At 61.6% G+C, this 15,366-nt stretch carries 16 protein-coding genes and 2 pseudogenes; 2 read left to right on the top strand and 16 right to left on the bottom strand.

What is annotated here, in order from left to right; translation table 11 throughout:
- Positions 1–22 precede the first annotated feature (22 nt).
- Positions 23–469, top strand: a complete 447-nt coding sequence (locus AC1D06_RS31450) for a hypothetical protein (RefSeq protein WP_477989839.1) — start codon at positions 23–25, stop codon at positions 467–469.
- Here AC1D06_RS31450 and AC1D06_RS31445 read toward each other — a convergent pair.
- The 13 genes and pseudogenes from AC1D06_RS31445 to AC1D06_RS31385 form a co-directional block, all read right to left on the bottom strand.
- Positions 459–1,796 (bottom strand): annotated as a pseudogene (locus AC1D06_RS31445) (chloride channel protein). The gene AC1D06_RS31450 and the pseudogene AC1D06_RS31445 overlap by 11 nt on opposite strands.
- A 565-nt stretch (positions 1,797–2,361) precedes the next feature.
- Positions 2,362–2,634, bottom strand: a complete 273-nt coding sequence (locus AC1D06_RS31440) for a cytochrome C oxidase subunit IV family protein (protein ID WP_477989838.1) — start codon at positions 2,632–2,634, stop codon at positions 2,362–2,364.
- Between the two features lie 3 nt (positions 2,635–2,637).
- The gene (locus tag AC1D06_RS31435; RefSeq protein ID WP_477989837.1) at positions 2,638–3,270 is read right to left on the bottom strand and encodes a cytochrome c oxidase subunit 3; all 633 of its coding nucleotides are present in this window, start codon (positions 3,268–3,270) and stop codon (positions 2,638–2,640) included.
- Positions 3,263–4,816, bottom strand: coding sequence for a cytochrome c oxidase subunit I (locus AC1D06_RS31430; protein WP_477989856.1), 1,554 nt, complete (start codon positions 4,814–4,816; stop codon positions 3,263–3,265). Before AC1D06_RS31430 ends, AC1D06_RS31435 begins: the two co-directional genes overlap by 8 nt.
- Entirely contained in the window at positions 4,774–5,874 is a 1,101-nt protein-coding gene (gene coxB / locus AC1D06_RS31425) for a cytochrome c oxidase subunit II (protein WP_477989836.1), read from the bottom strand. Before coxB ends, AC1D06_RS31430 begins: the two co-directional genes overlap by 43 nt.
- A complete protein-coding gene (locus AC1D06_RS31420) occupies positions 5,867–6,652 on the bottom strand; it encodes an SCO family protein (protein WP_477989835.1) in 786 nt (261 codons plus the stop codon). The genes coxB and AC1D06_RS31420 overlap by 8 nt, the downstream gene beginning before the upstream one ends.
- Positions 6,649–7,023, bottom strand: a complete 375-nt coding sequence (locus AC1D06_RS31415; protein WP_477989834.1) for a hypothetical protein — start codon at positions 7,021–7,023, stop codon at positions 6,649–6,651. Before AC1D06_RS31415 ends, AC1D06_RS31420 begins: the two co-directional genes overlap by 4 nt.
- Complete coding sequence (locus tag AC1D06_RS31410; protein ID WP_477989833.1) at positions 7,020–8,009, bottom strand: hypothetical protein; 990 nt, start codon at positions 8,007–8,009, stop codon at positions 7,020–7,022. The genes AC1D06_RS31415 and AC1D06_RS31410 overlap by 4 nt, the downstream gene beginning before the upstream one ends.
- Positions 8,006–8,536 (bottom strand): c-type cytochrome, encoded by a 531-nt coding sequence (locus AC1D06_RS31405; RefSeq protein WP_477989832.1) that lies wholly within the window; start codon positions 8,534–8,536, stop codon positions 8,006–8,008. Before AC1D06_RS31405 ends, AC1D06_RS31410 begins: the two co-directional genes overlap by 4 nt.
- Positions 8,533–9,093 carry a DUF3341 domain-containing protein gene (locus AC1D06_RS31400; protein WP_477989831.1) on the bottom strand — a complete coding sequence of 187 codons (561 nt, stop codon included), beginning with the start codon at positions 9,091–9,093 and terminating at the stop codon, positions 8,533–8,535. The genes AC1D06_RS31405 and AC1D06_RS31400 overlap by 4 nt, the downstream gene beginning before the upstream one ends.
- Positions 9,086–10,438 carry an NrfD/PsrC family molybdoenzyme membrane anchor subunit gene (gene nrfD, locus AC1D06_RS31395; RefSeq protein WP_477989830.1) on the bottom strand — a complete coding sequence of 451 codons (1,353 nt, stop codon included), beginning with the start codon at positions 10,436–10,438 and terminating at the stop codon, positions 9,086–9,088. Before nrfD ends, AC1D06_RS31400 begins: the two co-directional genes overlap by 8 nt.
- The gene (locus AC1D06_RS31390) at positions 10,435–13,239 is read right to left on the bottom strand and encodes a 4Fe-4S dicluster domain-containing protein (protein ID WP_477989829.1); all 2,805 of its coding nucleotides are present in this window, start codon (positions 13,237–13,239) and stop codon (positions 10,435–10,437) included. The genes nrfD and AC1D06_RS31390 overlap by 4 nt, the downstream gene beginning before the upstream one ends.
- 3 nt (positions 13,240–13,242) lie before the next feature.
- On the bottom strand, positions 13,243–13,911 hold the full coding sequence (locus AC1D06_RS31385; RefSeq protein WP_477989828.1) for a cytochrome c3 family protein: 669 nt from the start codon (positions 13,909–13,911) through the stop codon (positions 13,243–13,245).
- A gap of 249 nt (positions 13,912–14,160) precedes the next feature.
- Between AC1D06_RS31385 and AC1D06_RS31380 the strand changes: the two genes are divergently transcribed.
- Entirely contained in the window at positions 14,161–14,367 is a 207-nt protein-coding gene (locus tag AC1D06_RS31380; RefSeq protein WP_477989827.1) for a hypothetical protein, read from the top strand.
- A 67-nt stretch (positions 14,368–14,434) separates the two neighbouring features.
- Here AC1D06_RS31380 and AC1D06_RS31375 read toward each other — a convergent pair whose 3' ends face one another.
- The 3 genes and pseudogenes from AC1D06_RS31375 to AC1D06_RS31365 all read right to left on the bottom strand — a co-directional run.
- Positions 14,435–14,878, bottom strand: coding sequence for a hypothetical protein (locus AC1D06_RS31375; protein ID WP_477989826.1), 444 nt, complete (start codon positions 14,876–14,878; stop codon positions 14,435–14,437).
- Positions 14,879–14,915: 37 nt separating this feature from the next.
- On the bottom strand, positions 14,916–15,206 hold the full coding sequence (locus tag AC1D06_RS31370) for an SDR family NAD(P)-dependent oxidoreductase (protein ID WP_477989825.1): 291 nt from the start codon (positions 15,204–15,206) through the stop codon (positions 14,916–14,918).
- Positions 15,203–15,366 (bottom strand): annotated as a pseudogene (locus tag AC1D06_RS31365) (IS6 family transposase); the annotation flags it as partial. The pseudogene AC1D06_RS31365 and the gene AC1D06_RS31370, both read right to left, overlap by 4 nt.

Here is a 15,366-nt window from a genome sequence, read left to right as displayed (position 1 = left end):
ACAGGGCAGCGAGGATGCGACCATGGCAGATCGGGCGTTTCAAATCATGTCTCTGATGGCAGCTTTGGTCCTGAGCAGTATCGCCGTGTTGGCTCATGCCGACGGGATAGATGCGACGCTCCAGACCCTGCAAGTGACTGAAGGAAGCTTTCGTCAGCAGGTCAGCGGCTGCGCCGCCACGTCCCATCGCCCACTTCGCGTCGGCATGGACAGCCGACCCAAACGCCTGCATGAGGCCCTGGTTGCGGCCGAAGTATGCCGCAAAGACCTTCTCGGCCGCGTCAATTCTGTGGCGGAGTTCCTTCACAAAGCCTTCAAGGATGGCGAGAAACGTAAGCTGATCGAGCAGTGGCAGCGAACCACGGCGCGCGATATCCAGCTTCTCAAAGATCCAAAGCAGGATCAAACCCAGCTTGGCGACCAGACCGCGCGGGATTACGACGAGTTGGTCTTCGATCTCAGCTGGTAGGTAAAGTCTTGACTATGGCGCGGTGCCGCCGCAAGGCCGCTGCGATAAATACGCGAGAAAGACCATGGTAGAGCGGCTCGCGGGAAAGAACCCGGGAGGTCACGTACCCAATCAGCGCCGTCGCCATGATCGGGATGACAGCGCGATGGTCGCCTGTCATTTCAATGATAATCACGAAAGCGGTCATGGGTGCCTGCACGACACCGGAGAAATACCCGGCCATGCCAAGGATGGCGGCAAGGCCACCTGCAGCTCCCAGGATCCAGCCCAGGCTGCTCCCCAAGCCCGCGCCGACCGAAAGCGATGGCGCGAAAATGCCACCGGGAATGCCCGACAGCATGGAAAGAAAACTCGCCAGGAATTTTTCAGCGAAGAACAGCGGTGGCAAATGAGTCCCGCCGAGCGCATTGCGGGCTTGCGCATAGCTCGTGCCGAAGGTCAGACCGCCGGAAATGTATCCGAGCACGGCGACCCCGATGCCGCAACCGGCGGCCATTAAAAGTGTCCGCTTCATCGGGTTGAAATGCACCCAATGGCGCAGTTTTTGTCCGTAGTAGAGCGCGCCGCCGCTGAAAAGAGCACCGAGAGCGCCGCCGACAATCCCGCACACCGGCACCAGAGCCCAATCCCTTGAGGACAAAGGCAGCACGGCGGTCGTGCCGAAATAGTCGTAGCTGCCCGCCAAGCCCAATGCCGCGAGACCCGAGAGGATGACCGCAGCGAGAACAAGGCCGTTGGCGCGCGATTCGTAAGTTCGGCTCATTTCCTCGATGGCAAAAACAATCCCGGCCAGGGGCGTGTTGAAGGCAGCGGCAATTCCCGCGGCCGAGCCCGCCAGGATGAGTCCCCGCGCATGCGCAATGCCGCCGAAGCGAGCGACCGCGAGCATAATGGCGGCACCCACTTGAACAGTCGGGCCTTCTCTGCCGATTGACGCGCCGAACAGCAGGCCGAAGACAGTCAGCACTATCTTGCCGATCGCCACTTTCAAGGAAAGCAGGAATGTTCGACCATCATCCTCTCGGAGATGACGGGCGGCGATGGCCTGGGGAATTCCGCTGCCTTGCGAATTCGGGAAGAAGCGGGTTGCAAGATAGGCTGACAGCACAAAGCCGAGTGGAGTAAGCAGGATTGCCCACGGATGCGTCACCGAAATGGTACGGAAAGCACGTTGCGCCAGGTCTGCTGCCTCAGCGAAACCGACGCTGATCACCCCGATGGCAAGCGCGCCCAGCCAAAACACCATTCGCGGTCGCCAGATGGCAAGCGATCCTCACAAAACGCGGGTACGGCGGAGAAGTCTCGATTTGCGATAGGTGCCGGGCATGGATGTCTTAACAAATGCGTGGTGGGTCGCCAATGCCGAGCAGCTTCGGCCGACATCTTCGGGATGCAGCCGTTTGCGCACATGCGCTTTGTTAAGTCAACAGCAGCGTCACTATCAGAAAACGGCTTCCAGTAATTGGATCAGGCTGACAGCCACCGCGAATGCCACAGCAATATATATGAGCGCGCTTATCAACGGAAATTTCGACGTGCGGCGATATCCGCTTTGATTTTCCTCGTGATTGTGAGGGCCGCTTTGGAGAGTAAGGCGGCGCCACATGGCGATTGCCCTCTTCCTGGACCGCCGTTTCGAGTATTGCGAGTTTTTCACTTTGTACGTGTTCGTCGGTGGTGACGCTGAATTGTAAAGGATCGATCGGTAAAAACGCCATGCCTAGTTTGGGCGATGAGCATAAGGAATGCATAAACGCGGCCGCACGGGCCCCCAGTCGGCACGGCGGCGGGCATGGACTGCGCGGTCTACAATGCGACAGGCAAGCGCATCCGGTAATTGCCGATCCGCATCGACAGACTGATCGCCTGACGAATTCAAACGGGATCGGCCCTCAGCCGTTCCAGCGCGTCATATAGTCTGCCACCAAAAACATCAGCAGGATCGAGAGCCAGGCGCCGGCCGCGAAGGCGGCGACCCGCAAGAGCCCCAGTTGCTCTCCGACATGCATGTATTTCCAATAGATGCACCCGGCCTTGGTGAAGGCAATGCCGAGGCTGACGCAGAGGCCCGCCACGCCGGTGAAGACAAGGCTGCCGGCGATCGTCGATGCCAGCAACACCAGCAGCACCAGCCAGATCACCACGATTTGTGCTTTCGTGCCCATGCTTCACCGCGCCAGATAGAGGACGGGATAGAGGAAGACCCAGACGACATCGACGAAATGCCAGTAGAGCCCGATGACGACGAGGGTAATGGCGCGCTCGGGCACCACAATCCACCGCTTCGACAGCCCGATTGCAAGATAGGCCAGCAGACCGAAGCCGATCAGCATATGCAACGCATGCAGGCTGGTGGCGATCAGGTAGAGGTCCATGTAGAGATGCTGGACGGGCGTCTTGATCGCCGTGTCAAAGCCCGTGAACGGCATCAGGCCTTCCTGGAATTCCTCGAGATATTCATAGCCCTTGAGGCCGAGGAAGCCGAGGCCGAGAAGGATCGCGCCGAACAGCCAGCGTATCGCCGGCTTGCGCTCGCCTTGCCGGCCGGCTTCCACTGCCAAGGCGATGCAAAGGCTTGACGTCAGCAGGAACGCGGTATTGCTGCCGCCGATGCCGTAATGCAGCGCCMTCGAGGCCGCCACGGCCTCCTTCGTATGCACGAGGCGCGTATAAAGCGCGACGGCGAATAGGCCGCCGAACAGCATGACCTCGCTGCCGAGGAAGATATACATGCCCATCATCGCCGCGTCGTGCTGCTGGCGCGGATCGCTATAGGGCTCGGTGACCGGTGTCTCAGCCATCCTCGCCCTCGATCTCGACATGGTAGTCATAGGGTGGACCGCTGACGACCGGGATCTCGTTGAAATTGTGCTTCGGCGGCGGCGATGGCGTGGTCCATTCGAGCCCGGTCGCCGGCCATGGATTGTCCCCGGCCGGTTCGCCATAGCGCATCGAATAGAAGAGATAGAGGAAGGGCACGAGATAGGCGACGGCCAGAACGCTGGCCCCGGTCGAGGAGAAGACGTGCAGCACCTGGAATTGCGGCGCATAGACATGGTAGCGCCGCGGCATGCCCCAATAGCCGAGCAGGAATTGCGGAAAGAAGGTCAGGTTGAAGCCGAGGAAAATGAAGATCGCCGAGAGCCGCCCCCAGACCAGCGAATATTTGCGGCCGATCATCTTCGGCCACCAGAAATGCAGCGCGCCGAAGAAGGCCGACACCGTGCCGCCGACCATGATGTAGTGGAAATGCGCGACGACGAAATAGGTGTCGTGCACATGCACGTCGACCGCCAGCATGGCGAGGATCAGCCCCGTCAAACCGCCGACGACGAAGAGGCCGATGAAGGCCATGGCAAACAGGAAGGGCGGGTCGAGCGAGACATGCCCCTTATAGAGCGTCGCCGTCCAGTTATAGACCTTGATGCCGGAGGGCACGGCCACCAGCAGGCTGAGGAAGGAGAAGACGGCGCTGGCATACATCGACTGCCCGGCGACGAACATGTGATGGCCCCAGACGAAGAAGCCGATCACGGCAATTGCGACCGATGACCCCGCGACGAACTGGTAGCCGAAGATCGGCTTATGCGCCGCGGCGGCCACCAGTTCGCTGACCACGCCGAGCGCCGGCAGGACCATGATATAGACCGCCGGATGGCTGTAGAACCAGAAGAGGTGCTGATAGAGCAGCGGATCGCCGCCCAGCGCCGGATTGAATATGCCGAGCCCGAAGAGCCGTTCGGCAGCGATCAGCACCAGGGTGATCGACAGAACCGGCGTCGCCAGCACCAGAACGAGCGAGGTCGCATAGATCGACCAGACGAACAGCGGCAGCCGGCTCCAGGTCATTCCTGGGCAGCGCAGCTTGTGGGTGGTGACGATGAAATTGATGCCGGTGAGGATCGAGGAAAAGCCGGCAACGAACACCGCCGTCGCCGCCAGAACGACATTGCCATGCGCGAACATCGACGACAGCGGCGTATAGAAGGTCCAGCCGGTATCGACGCCGCCGGCGATCAGCACGAATAGGGTGAACAGGCCAGCGAGCATGAAGATGTACCAGCTCAAAAGGTTGAGCCGCGGAAAGGCAAGATCGCGCGCACCGATCATCAGCGGTATAAGGAAGTTGCCGAACGTGTTTGGGATCGAAGGAATGAGAAAGAACCACACCATGATCACGCCATGGATGGTGAAGGCGCGGTTATAGCCTTCATTGGTGAGCAGATCGCCTTTCGGCGTCAACAGGTCAAGGCGGATCAGCGCCGCCGCCGCCCCGCCGACGAAAAAGAAGAAGGTGATCGAGATCAGGTAGAGAATAGCGATGCGCTTGTGGTCGGTGGTGAACAGCCAGGACGACAGGCTGTGGCCGGCACGCAGATAGCTGACGCGCTCCGTGTCGGTTTCGGAAAGGCCGCTCTGGCGCAGGTTTGAGGGGCGATGGGCTTCGGCAAAGTCGGYCATTGCGTGTTCGCCTCCGCTGGCAGCGATTTGATGTAGGCAACGATCTTCAGCACATCCTCTTCGGAGAGCACGTTCTGGAAGGTCGGCATGATGGGTGGGTAGCCGGCGGCGATCTGCGACTGCGGCAGCAAGATGCTGTCGCGCAGATATTGGTCGTCGGCAATCACGGTCCCGCCGGTTTGCAGCGCCACCGGCCTGCCATAGATGCCGCCGAGACGCGGCGCATGCACGGTGGCGCCGGGCTCGTGGCAGCCGCTGCAGCCACGCGCGCGGAACAAGGCAGCGCCCGCGAGCACTAGCGAATTGTCGACCGACGACTGCCCAAGCCAGCGGGCATAACCGGCCTTGTCGAGCACGATGATCCGGCCGCCCATTTCGGAATGATTGGCGCCGCAATATTCGGCGCAAGCGAGCATATAGGTGCCGGGCTTGTTGGCCGTGAACCATTCGCTGGTATAGCGGCCGGGCACGACATCCTGCTTGATCCGGAGCGCCGGCAAATAGAGGCTGTGGATCACGTCCTGCGAGGCCATGACCAGTTTCACCGGCTGGTCGACCGGGACATGCAATTCATTGATCTCGCCCTGCCCTTCCGGATGCTGGAACTTCCACATCCATTGCTTGGCGACGACATCGATCTCCAGGGCATTGCCGGGCGGATGATAGAGCCGTGCGAACAGGTCGGTGGACCAGAGATAGAAACCGAGCAGCGCGACAAAGGGAATGATCGACCAGGAGATTTCCAGCCAGACATTGCGGTTGGCGGCATGAGCGCGGTTGGCCGGCCTGCCGCGCCGGTACTTCACAGCAAAGTAGGCCATCAGGATAAAGACCGGAGCTGACAGGCCGACGGCAAGGACCAGCATCAGTCCGGTCAGGAGATCGACCTGGCTGCTATAGTTCGACGCCTCGGCGGGCAGCRGGCTGTACCAGAGATCAGCCATGCCGCACCTCGTTATCCCGTCGCCGGTCGCGCCAGAGCGAGGTGGCGATCAGGCCGAGAATGAGCGCCACGGTCACGCCGCCCGTCAGCCTCAGCGCCAGCCAGATCATTGGCGAATAGCGGCCCGTGGCCGGATCGTAATGGTAGCAGAGCAACAAGATCTGGTCGGTCCAGGAGCCGATCTGGCCACGACCGGCCTCAGTCAGCGCAAGATAGATGTCGCTGGCGGCGGGCGCGAGACCATAGAGCCAGCGGCTGAGCCGTCCGTCGGTGGTGAGGACTGCCGTTACCGCAAGATGCGCATATTGCCGGATGTCGCTGTCCCAGGCATAGCGATAACCGAGCCCATCGGTCACCGCCTTGATGGATTTCGCGTCCCCCGTCACCGCATGGATGCCCGCGGCGAACTGCGGAAACCGCTTCTGGATATCCCTGAGTGACGCGGCGGAATCTTTCGGCCCTTCCCTGGCGTCGATGCCGAAGGCGATCAGGGTAAAGTCGCGGCTCGGCCGATAGGCCTGCACTGCAATGGCGTCGATGACCCCGGCCAGCGTCACCCCGCAGATATTCGGGCATTTGTGTAGAACCGGAATAAGCAGCACCGGCTTGCCGCCGCCAAGCTGCCGTAGAGTCACCCGCCGGCCTGCCTCGTCGGTAAAGGCAAGGTCGAGCGGCACGACAGCGTCCGGCTTCTGGTCGATCCCGGTTTGGGCGAACGGGTCGAAGGCAAGCACCGGAGCTGGCATCAGCAGCAGAAGGAGAAGCAGCAGATATTTCATGGCTCGCTGCCTCCCGTATCTGCATCCGGCCAGCCCCGTTTCGCGAGAAGCGCAATGGCGCGATCGATCGGGATATGCGCTTCCCCGGCCTTGCGGTCGGACCAGGCATAGCCTTGCAGCCGCTGGAGCGCGGCTTGCTGCAACTGTCGGGCATCGTGTTTTTCATCGATTTGGAGGCGCAGGCCGGCGCGCAATTGTTCGGCCTCGATCGGAGACACCGCCCGCTCCGCTGGCCTCAGCCAGAAGAGGAGAGCGCCAACGATCAGCAGCGACAGCGCCACGGAGCCGAACAGCACGGCGCCCATGATGATGATGTCGATCGGCCGCACATCTTGCGTCTCGAAGGCCGGAAGATGGGGAAGCAACTTCATGCGGCGCGCCTCCCCGTCAAGAGCGGCAGACGCGCGGAGGGCGCCAGCAGGACCAGGCCGGCCACGGCCAGCAGATAGGCCGAGAGGCCGATGGACGGTGACGCACCCGCCGACGGCAGCACCAGCCAGGCCGCTTCGATCGCGGTGCCGACAAGGGTGGCGATCGAAAGCCGTTGCAACCATGACCTGCTGGCGCGAATGGGCGGGAAGAACAGCAACAGGCCGGGCAGAAGCCGGAGTGCGGCGATCAGATATTCCGCACCTGCCCAGATGCCGTGCGCGCGGATGGCAAACCATTTCGCCCCCGGCACGAGATTGCCCGACCAGAGGATGAAATATTGCATGAAGGAGAAATAGGCCCAGAAGAGCAGCCCGGTCATCATCAGCTTGCCGTATAGCGACGGGTCGGAGGCACCCGGCAGGCCCCATAGGGTCACCACCGCCAGCGCCGTCAGCGCCTGCACGCCGAGAAGGTAAAGGCCGAACCCGGACGAATGATAGTCCGGCGTCAGCGACAGCACGAGGTCGACGGCGAGCAGCCCGTGGAGCAGGACGAAGGCGATCAGGCCGACGATCGCCAGCCGGTAGCTGGCCGTCGACAGCAGCGCCACACCAAGAGCCGCGGCGCCGATCAGGATGGCCAGCACGCGAACGCCGTAAAACACTGGCGCCAGGTAGATGCCCTTGAACCCGCCGAGCCCGCCATCGAACCATGCAAACAGCCAGGGCATGCCGATCACCACCGGCAGCGCCACAAGCACCAAAGCCGGCGCCAGCGCCACCGCCACACGGCACGGCTCCATCAGTTCCATACGCCAGGAGCCGGGAATGATCCGCACCATCATCAATAGGCAGAGCGCCCCGAGCGGCACACTGCTCACCAGCACCAGCGCCGCTAGCCAGCCGGCGAGCGCTGCCCTGGCATCGATCAGCACCGCCAGCAAAGCCAGTACGCACAGCAACAGACCGAGAAGCGGCCGCATCATGATCCGCTCTCCCCAAGCTTGCGCCGTTCGTCGTCCGTCAGCGCTGCGGCCGGCGCATGCTGGCTGAGCTGCAGCGCGCGGATATAGGCGGCGATCGCCCAGCGGTCGGCCGGCTCGACGCGGTCGGCATAGGAATACATCACGCCATGGCCATGGGTGATGACTTCGACGAAATAGCGCGACGGCGCTTTCCTCAGCCGGTCTATGTGAAAGCTGGGTGGTTCGGGAAAGCCACGTGCCGGCACCGTGCCCTTGCCGTAGCCGCTCGCGTCATGGCAAGGCGTGCAATAGATCTGGAAGCGGTCGCGGCCGCGCTCGATCTGCGCCATGCTCATTGCCGGCCGGGTCGCAAGGGCCTGGGCGAGCGCGGGATCGTCCTGCGCGATCGCGCCCTCCGGCGGCGCCTGCAAGGCCTTGTGGTCGGAGAAAAGGCCGCTCTTCTCGTAGGATTCGTAGCGCGGCTGGTGGGTCATGTCATCGCAGGATGCGAGCGCAATCAACAAAAGGAGCGGCAGCAGGCGTCTCATTCCGCCTCCTCCGTCTTACCGACGACGAAAACGCTGAGCGGTTCGAGGCCGCGCAGGAAATCGGCCGTCGCCTCGGCGTCGAACCGCTCGTCATTGCCAAAAATGATCAGGAAGAACTTTTCGCTACCGGCGAGATGGAATTCGCGAATGTCGAAAACGGGATGATGCAGCCGCGGCAACCGGTTGAGGATCAGCATGCCGAAGATCGCAGCCGACACCGAGAACAGGACCGCCAGTTCGAAGGTAATCAGCATGAATGGCTGCCAGGCCTGGATCGGCCGCCCGCCGATCTCGATCGGAAAGACCCAATTGGTGTAGAGCTGCATGCCGAAGCCGACTGCCGCACCAAGAACGCCGCCGCCGAATGTCAGCCACGGGATGATGTTCTCCCTGAGCCCCATCGCCTCGTTCATCTCCTCCAGCGGATAGGGCGAATAGGCATCGATCGAGGAAAAGCCCTCGGCCCGCGTCTGCCTGACCGCCTCGATCAGCCGTTCCGGACGGTTGAATTCGGCGAGAAGGCCAAAGGGATGAGTCGAGGCGGCGGGCTCACGCATGCTCGAGATCCCCCGTCTCGCGCAGGGCTTCCTTGACCTCGAAGGCCGAGATCACCGGCAGGAAGCGGACGAACAGCAGGAACGGCGCGAAGAACACGCCGAGCATGCCGATGAACAGCGACCAATCCCAGACCGTCGGATGGAAATCCCCCCAGGAGGAGACCAGGTAGTCGCGATAGAGCGACGTGGTCAGCAGCATGTAACGCTCGTACCACATGCCGACCGTGACCGAGAGCGCGACAAAAAATAGCAGCAGCGGACTGCGCCGTATGCCTCTCAGCCAGAGCAGTTGCAGCGGCACGAAATTGAGGATCACGGCGCCCCAGTAGCTATAGGCATAGATGCCCGTCAGCCGGTCCATCATCGTGGCGATGTCCTGCYTTTCGCCGCCATAGAGCGCATCGAAGATCTCGGCGACATAGCCGTAAGCGGTCATCAGGCCGGTCGCCAGCAGGAAGCAGCCGAGCAGGTCGAGATGGCGCGCAGTGACGAGATTGTCCAGGCCGAGCGGATGGCGGATGGTCACCGCAATCATCAGCACCACGGCGAAACCGGAAAAGGCCGCCCCCAGCACGAAATAGGGCGGAAACACCGTCGACGTCCAACCGGGGATGGGACCGGCGGCAAACAGCAGCGAGATTTCCGAATGCACCGACACGACCAGCGGCACGGCAATCGCCGCGGTGAGCCGATAAGCCTGGCTCCACCGCATCCAGTGCCGCGCCGAGCCACGCCAGCCAAGTGCGAACAGGCCGTAGAAAACTTGAGCCGGACGCGACTTGGCGCGGTCACGGACGGCAGCAAGATCGGGAATGATGCCGACATACCAGAACATTACCGAGACCGCGAGATAGGTCAGCACTGCGAAAAAATCCCAGGCAAGCGGGCTCTTGAACTGCGGCCAGAGGCCCATCGTGTTGGGATAGGGCGCCATCCAGTAGAAGAACCATGGGCGTCCGAGATGCAGGATGGGATAGAGGCCGGCACAGACGACGGCAAACAGTGTCATCGCTTCGGCAAACCGGTTGAGCGAATTGCGCCAATGGGCATTGAGGATGAGTAGCATCGCCGAAATCAGCGTACCGGCATGGCCGATGCCGAGGAACCAGATATAGTTCGAGATCGGCAGGCCCCAGTTGACCGGGATATTGTTGCCCCACAAACCGACGCCTTCGAGAAACACCGCGCCGGCCGAAATGAAGAAGCTCACCAGCATCATCAGCGAGATAAAGAACAGCACCCACCACATTTTCTTGCGCGGGAAATCCAGAGGGATGCGGGCGATCTCGTCGGTGACGCCGGTGCCGGGGTCAGGCCTGACATCGTCGGCAGTGATGTCGGTCATCCCGCTGCTCCTTCGCGATCCTCGATGCGGGCGAGATAGGTGGTGCGCGGCCGCGTATTGGCTTCTTCGACAAGCGTGTAGTTGCGCTTGCTCGCCTTGGCGCGGCTGACGGCGGAATTGGGGTCGGCGACATTGCCGAAGGTGATTGCCTGGCTGGGACAGGCCTGCTGGCAGGCGGTGACGACCTCGCCGTCGCGGATCGGCCGTCCCTCCTTGTCGGCGGTGATCCGCGCCTCGGCAATGCGCTGGACGCAATAGGTGCATTTCTCCATCACGCCGCGGCTGCGCACGGTGACATCGGGATTGCGCATCGCCCGGACCGAATCCGGATCCTGAGAAGTGTAGTCGAACCAATTGAAATGCCTGACTTTATAGGGGCAGTAGGACGAGCAGGTACGGGTTCCGATGCAGCGATTATAGACCTGCAGGTTCAGCCCATCGATCGAATGGACGGCGGCGTTGACCGGACAGCCCATCTCACAGGGCGCCTGTTCGCAATGCATGCAGGGCACCGGCTGCAGCGTGGATTTCGCCGCCTCGTCCTCGCCCTCGAAATAGTGGTCGACGCGCATCCAGAACATTTCGCGGCCATTGGCGATCAGGTCCTTGCCGACGACGGGAATGTTGTTTTCCGCCTGGCAGGCTGTGACGCAGGCATTGCAGCCGATGCAGAGATCGAGATCGATCGCCATGCCCCAGGAGGGGTCGTTCTGCGGCCGGTCGGGATAGAAGGACGGCTGCCTGGAGTCCGCTTCCAGCGCCAGCGAGGTGAGATCAACCGAGCGGACGAAATCATAGCCGTCCATCTGCTGATAGGGCTGCGTCGTGGCGACCAGTTGTTTGCTGCCTGTGGGATGCAAGCTCGCGCCTGTGAGTTGCCAGGCTGCATCCGCCCGCCTGAGCGCATACGCATTGTAGCCAAGCCCATCGGCGATCGAGGCTGCTAGGTTGCGGCCATAGCCGAGAGTGAGCATGACGGTCTTAGCGTCAAGGCCGGGCACGATCCAGGCGGGGCCAACAATCCTGGCCTCGCCGAGACGGAGTTCGACTTCGTCGCCCTTTTCGAGGCCATGCTGTTTGGCGAGCGCTGGGGCGAGATGAATGACATTGCCCCAGGTGATCTTTGTCAAAGGCCGCGGCACTTCCTGTGCCCAGGCATTTTCCGACAACGTGCCATCCCAGACCCCGGCATCGGGCCGAATGAGTACCGTCAGTCCGTCCCGCTCTCGGGCTTGCAGCGTCGGATGCGCCCGGTCGGCAACTGTCGGTTCTGCAAAACGCGAAGCACTGCCCTCGACAAAACCCTTGGACAGGCTTGCCTGCCATCTCATGTCGAAATCGGTACCCCAGGCCTGCCGCCAGGTGGCCTGCACCAGATCGCGATCGCTGTCCTGGTGCCCCGTCAAATAGTCGACGAAGGCATGCGGCGCCCGGACATCGTAGAACGGCCGTACAAGCGGCTGAATGATACTGGTGGAACCGTCGACAGCGCGGGCATCGCTCCAGCTTTCGAGATCGTGCTGGAGCGGCACATGCCAATGCGACTGCATTGCCGTCTCATCGACATGCAGTCCGGCATGGATGCGCATGGCGATCCTGTCGAGGTCGAGGCGTCCCGGCACCGTGTAGACTGGGTTGGTCCCGAGACAGACCAGCGTCTGCACCCTGCCCTGCCGGACATCCTCTGCAAGCACGTCGAAGGAATTCGCCCCATCCGGCGGCGAGACCAGGATCGGCTCGGAGAATGTCAGCGTCTTGCCAAAGCTGCCGAGCCTGTCGTTGACCAGCAGCGCAAGCGACTGCAAATCCTTGTCGTGATACAGCCCGACGCTCACCAGCGCCTTCCCCTGAGCCGCCTTCAGCGCCGCTATCACTCGGTCTAACCAGCGCCGCTGCCGCTCCTGCAAGCCGGGCATKGTACCGGAGCCGATGCCTAGGCCGACAGCCAGCGCCATCAGCAAGCGCCCAAGATCGGTAACCGACGCAGACAGCCTGAGATCTGCGACGGAACCGGTCGTGCTCGGCATCGGCTCGGCGACGAACAGCGTAAATTTGCCCTGCCGGTTCTGCCGCATTTTGCGCCGGACGGCGAACTGCCCGGCATTGCGGGTCTGGAACGGTCCCGGCCCGAGGAAATCGTCATCGAAGCTGACGACGACTTCGGCAGCATCATAGGCTGGATGCAGCACCAGCGGCCGGCCGAATTGCGCTGCCGTCGCAGCCGCCACGCCATTGGCGGGAACCGTATCGTGCGCATGCCAGTGTGCTTTGGGCCAGCGCTGCATCATCGCCGTGATCTGCCGCGCCAGCGTCGGCGAACTGAGCGGCGCGGTCAGCAGCCGGAAACCATCACCCCCGGTTTTGTCGAGCGTTTCCGCCTGCCGCACCATCGCGGCGATGAATGCGTTCCAGTCAGCCGGCTTGTCGAGGAAGCGTGGCGTTTGCGAGCGGTTCGGATCGTAGAGGCTGAGCAACGCTGCCTGTGTGAACGCATCCGTCTTGCCCTTCGACATCGGATGCTCCGGATTGCCTTCGAGCTTCACCGGCCGGCCGTTGATCGACTTGCCGAGCACCGGTTGGGCATAGCCGGCAAATGCAACGGCAGTGGCATACCACTTGGCCACACCCAGAGTCATGCCCTCTGGCGCGTTGACGTAGGGATAGGCGGTCTCGTCCTCCGCACCTTTGCAGCCGCCGAGGCCGGCGAGAGCGAGCGAGGCGCCCATGACTTTCAGAAGCGAACGCCGGTCGACCGGCAGGCCGGGGATCAGGTCGAGGAGATCGTGCGGCGATGAATCCATGCGTCACCTGTGACAGATATTGCATTGGGTGAGTTTTTTCGGCTCGATCCCGTAGGCTTTGACGACGAGCGCGCCATAATCCCTGTGCTGCTGCGACTGGCTCTCCCAGCCTGTCCAGTCCAGGCGCGTCACCTGGTCCGGCGGCCTGAGCCGCGGTGCGGGGTCGCGGTGGCAGTCGAGACAGAAGCGCATCTCGAATGGCTCGGCCCGCATCATCAGCGGCATCTGGTCGACACGGCCATGGCAGGCGATGCAGGGCACGCCGCGCGTCACATGGATCGAATGGTTGAAATAGACATAGTCCGGCAGGCGCGAGACGCGATGCCAGGCAAGCGGCTTGTTCTCGGCGAGGCTCAGCCGCACCGGCGCCAGCATGGCGGCATTGGTCCAGATCTGCGAATGGCAGGTCATGCAAATATGCGTCGCCGGTAGCCCTGCCCGGGCGCTGGTTTCCACCGATGTGTGGCAGAAGCGGCAATCGATCCCGAGCCCGGCAACATGATGCTCATGGCTGAACGGAACGGGCTGGTCACGCACCCAGCCGACCAGCGTGCCATAACTGGAACTCGCGTAGCCGCCGACAAACAGAATTGCGAGGACGAGAAACAAGAAGGCAATAAGAACGAAAGCCCGGATCCGTGTATCCGCAGATGCTGTGAAGATCTGCGTCATCCCCCAGGCTCCCCCTGAATTTGGGAACTAAACTGGCCTGAAGATGGTTAGTTCCCGATGAAAGTGTGGCGAAATGACGCACGATTTACAATGTTGAAGATCCCGATCGTCTGCGCCGCTCAAGTCGCAGGTACCCTTCAGGTACCCTTTTTGTCGGTTCGTTTGCTGCCCCTACAGGCACCCAATCTAGCGAGATAGCAGAAGGATGACCCGCATGGCGAAAAAACTAGATTGCTGAAGGAGGTGGAAATGCAATGGAGAGAAGACGAACCGCCGATCAACACCGACATCGAGTATGAACGTGACAACGGCATGATTGCTCACGGCAAGCTCGCGTACGGTGGTGAGTTCGGTATCGGCAATATTGCAGCGTCTGGGAAACACATGAGACGACAGTTCACTGATGGGATTGGTCTAGAATTGTTCGAAATTGTACGCTGGCGACCTTTAGGTTAGATACCGGCGCAATTAGCCGCGTCCATCAATCGAGGTGCGCACGAGGTCGCCCGTCCAAGTGGCCCTATCAGCGTCTCGAACGGCTCGCAGCCAATAGAGCTAACATCGCCAGACCGATGCCCAATACTGAACGGTTCTTATTGAGGAAAAGCTGCCATGAATGAGTACGGGCAACACTATCGAACCTGCCGTGCGCGCCGTGATCGCCGGGCACAGGAGAGTACAGATTKTTCTGTCGTCCCAGTTCGAGCGGCTCACGATCCTGCTGCCCCTCAAAACCGGTCCAGGCGAGGTAGTGGTCGAGGAGCGAGGAAAACAGGCGGTCGCCCCAAATCGCCTGCACAGTCGGAAAGCCGACCATAACCGATTTGCGCCGCGAATGGGCGGCAAAATAGATCGCGTCGGCGGCCACTTCGGGCTGATAGGGCGGGCTCGCCGGCTTAGGCTTGCGAAGCATCGTCGTTTTGATCCAGTCGAATTGCGGCGTGTTGACGCCTGGCAATTGCACCATCGACACATGCACACGACTTCCAGCATGGATCAGTTCGCTACGCAGCGAGTCCTGAAATCCCTGGATCGCGTGCTTGGCGCCGCAATAGGCCGATTGCAGGGATCCCGCGATAGGCAAGCGCCGAGCCGACAAGCACGATCGTGCCGCGATTGCGCGGTAGCATGCGCTTGAGAGCCGCCATCGTGCCATGCACCTGACCAAGATAGGTGACCTCGGTCACGCGCTTATAATCTTGAAGCGACATTTCGTAGAACGGCGCCATGACGCCCGCAGGCACCGTAAAGTTAACGAGTTGCGGCCAAAATTGGCGCCCGCCGCTTTCGCTCATACTGCTTGCAAGCGTGCGATCTCATTCCACATCTGCATGGCTGCGGCTCTCAGTTCGCGGTAATGATCGGATGGAATATCGTGGCGAGGAAAGTGAAAGAGATTGGCGACGGGGTCATGAATAGAAACGAAATGCTGGAGGTGTTTGGCTGACTTGAAGC

The organism is Rhizobium sp. P2_G2, assembly GCF_056403555.1.
This window is presented reverse-complemented; position numbering and strand designations above follow the sequence as displayed.

Coding starts and splice junctions, on each gene's coding strand:
- AC1D06_RS31370 (WP_477989825.1), bottom strand. CDS start 15,206: ATGAGCGAAAGCGGCGGGCGCCAATTTTGGCCGCAACTCGTTAACTTT.
- AC1D06_RS31420 (WP_477989835.1), bottom strand. CDS start 6,652: ATGAAATATCTGCTGCTTCTCCTTCTGCTGCTGATGCCAGCTCCGGTG.
- AC1D06_RS31415 (WP_477989834.1), bottom strand. CDS start 7,023: ATGAAGTTGCTTCCCCATCTTCCGGCCTTCGAGACGCAAGATGTGCGG.
- AC1D06_RS31410 (WP_477989833.1), bottom strand. CDS start 8,009: ATGATGCGGCCGCTTCTCGGTCTGTTGCTGTGCGTACTGGCTTTGCTG.
- AC1D06_RS31405 (WP_477989832.1), bottom strand. CDS start 8,536: ATGAGACGCCTGCTGCCGCTCCTTTTGTTGATTGCGCTCGCATCCTGC.
- AC1D06_RS31450 (WP_477989839.1), top strand. CDS start 23: ATGGCAGATCGGGCGTTTCAAATCATGTCTCTGATGGCAGCTTTGGTC.
- AC1D06_RS31380 (WP_477989827.1), top strand. CDS start 14,161: ATGCAATGGAGAGAAGACGAACCGCCGATCAACACCGACATCGAGTAT.
- AC1D06_RS31385 (WP_477989828.1), bottom strand. CDS start 13,911: ATGACGCAGATCTTCACAGCATCTGCGGATACACGGATCCGGGCTTTC.
- AC1D06_RS31400 (WP_477989831.1), bottom strand. CDS start 9,093: ATGCGTGAGCCCGCCGCCTCGACTCATCCCTTTGGCCTTCTCGCCGAA.
- AC1D06_RS31440 (WP_477989838.1), bottom strand. CDS start 2,634: ATGGGCACGAAAGCACAAATCGTGGTGATCTGGCTGGTGCTGCTGGTG.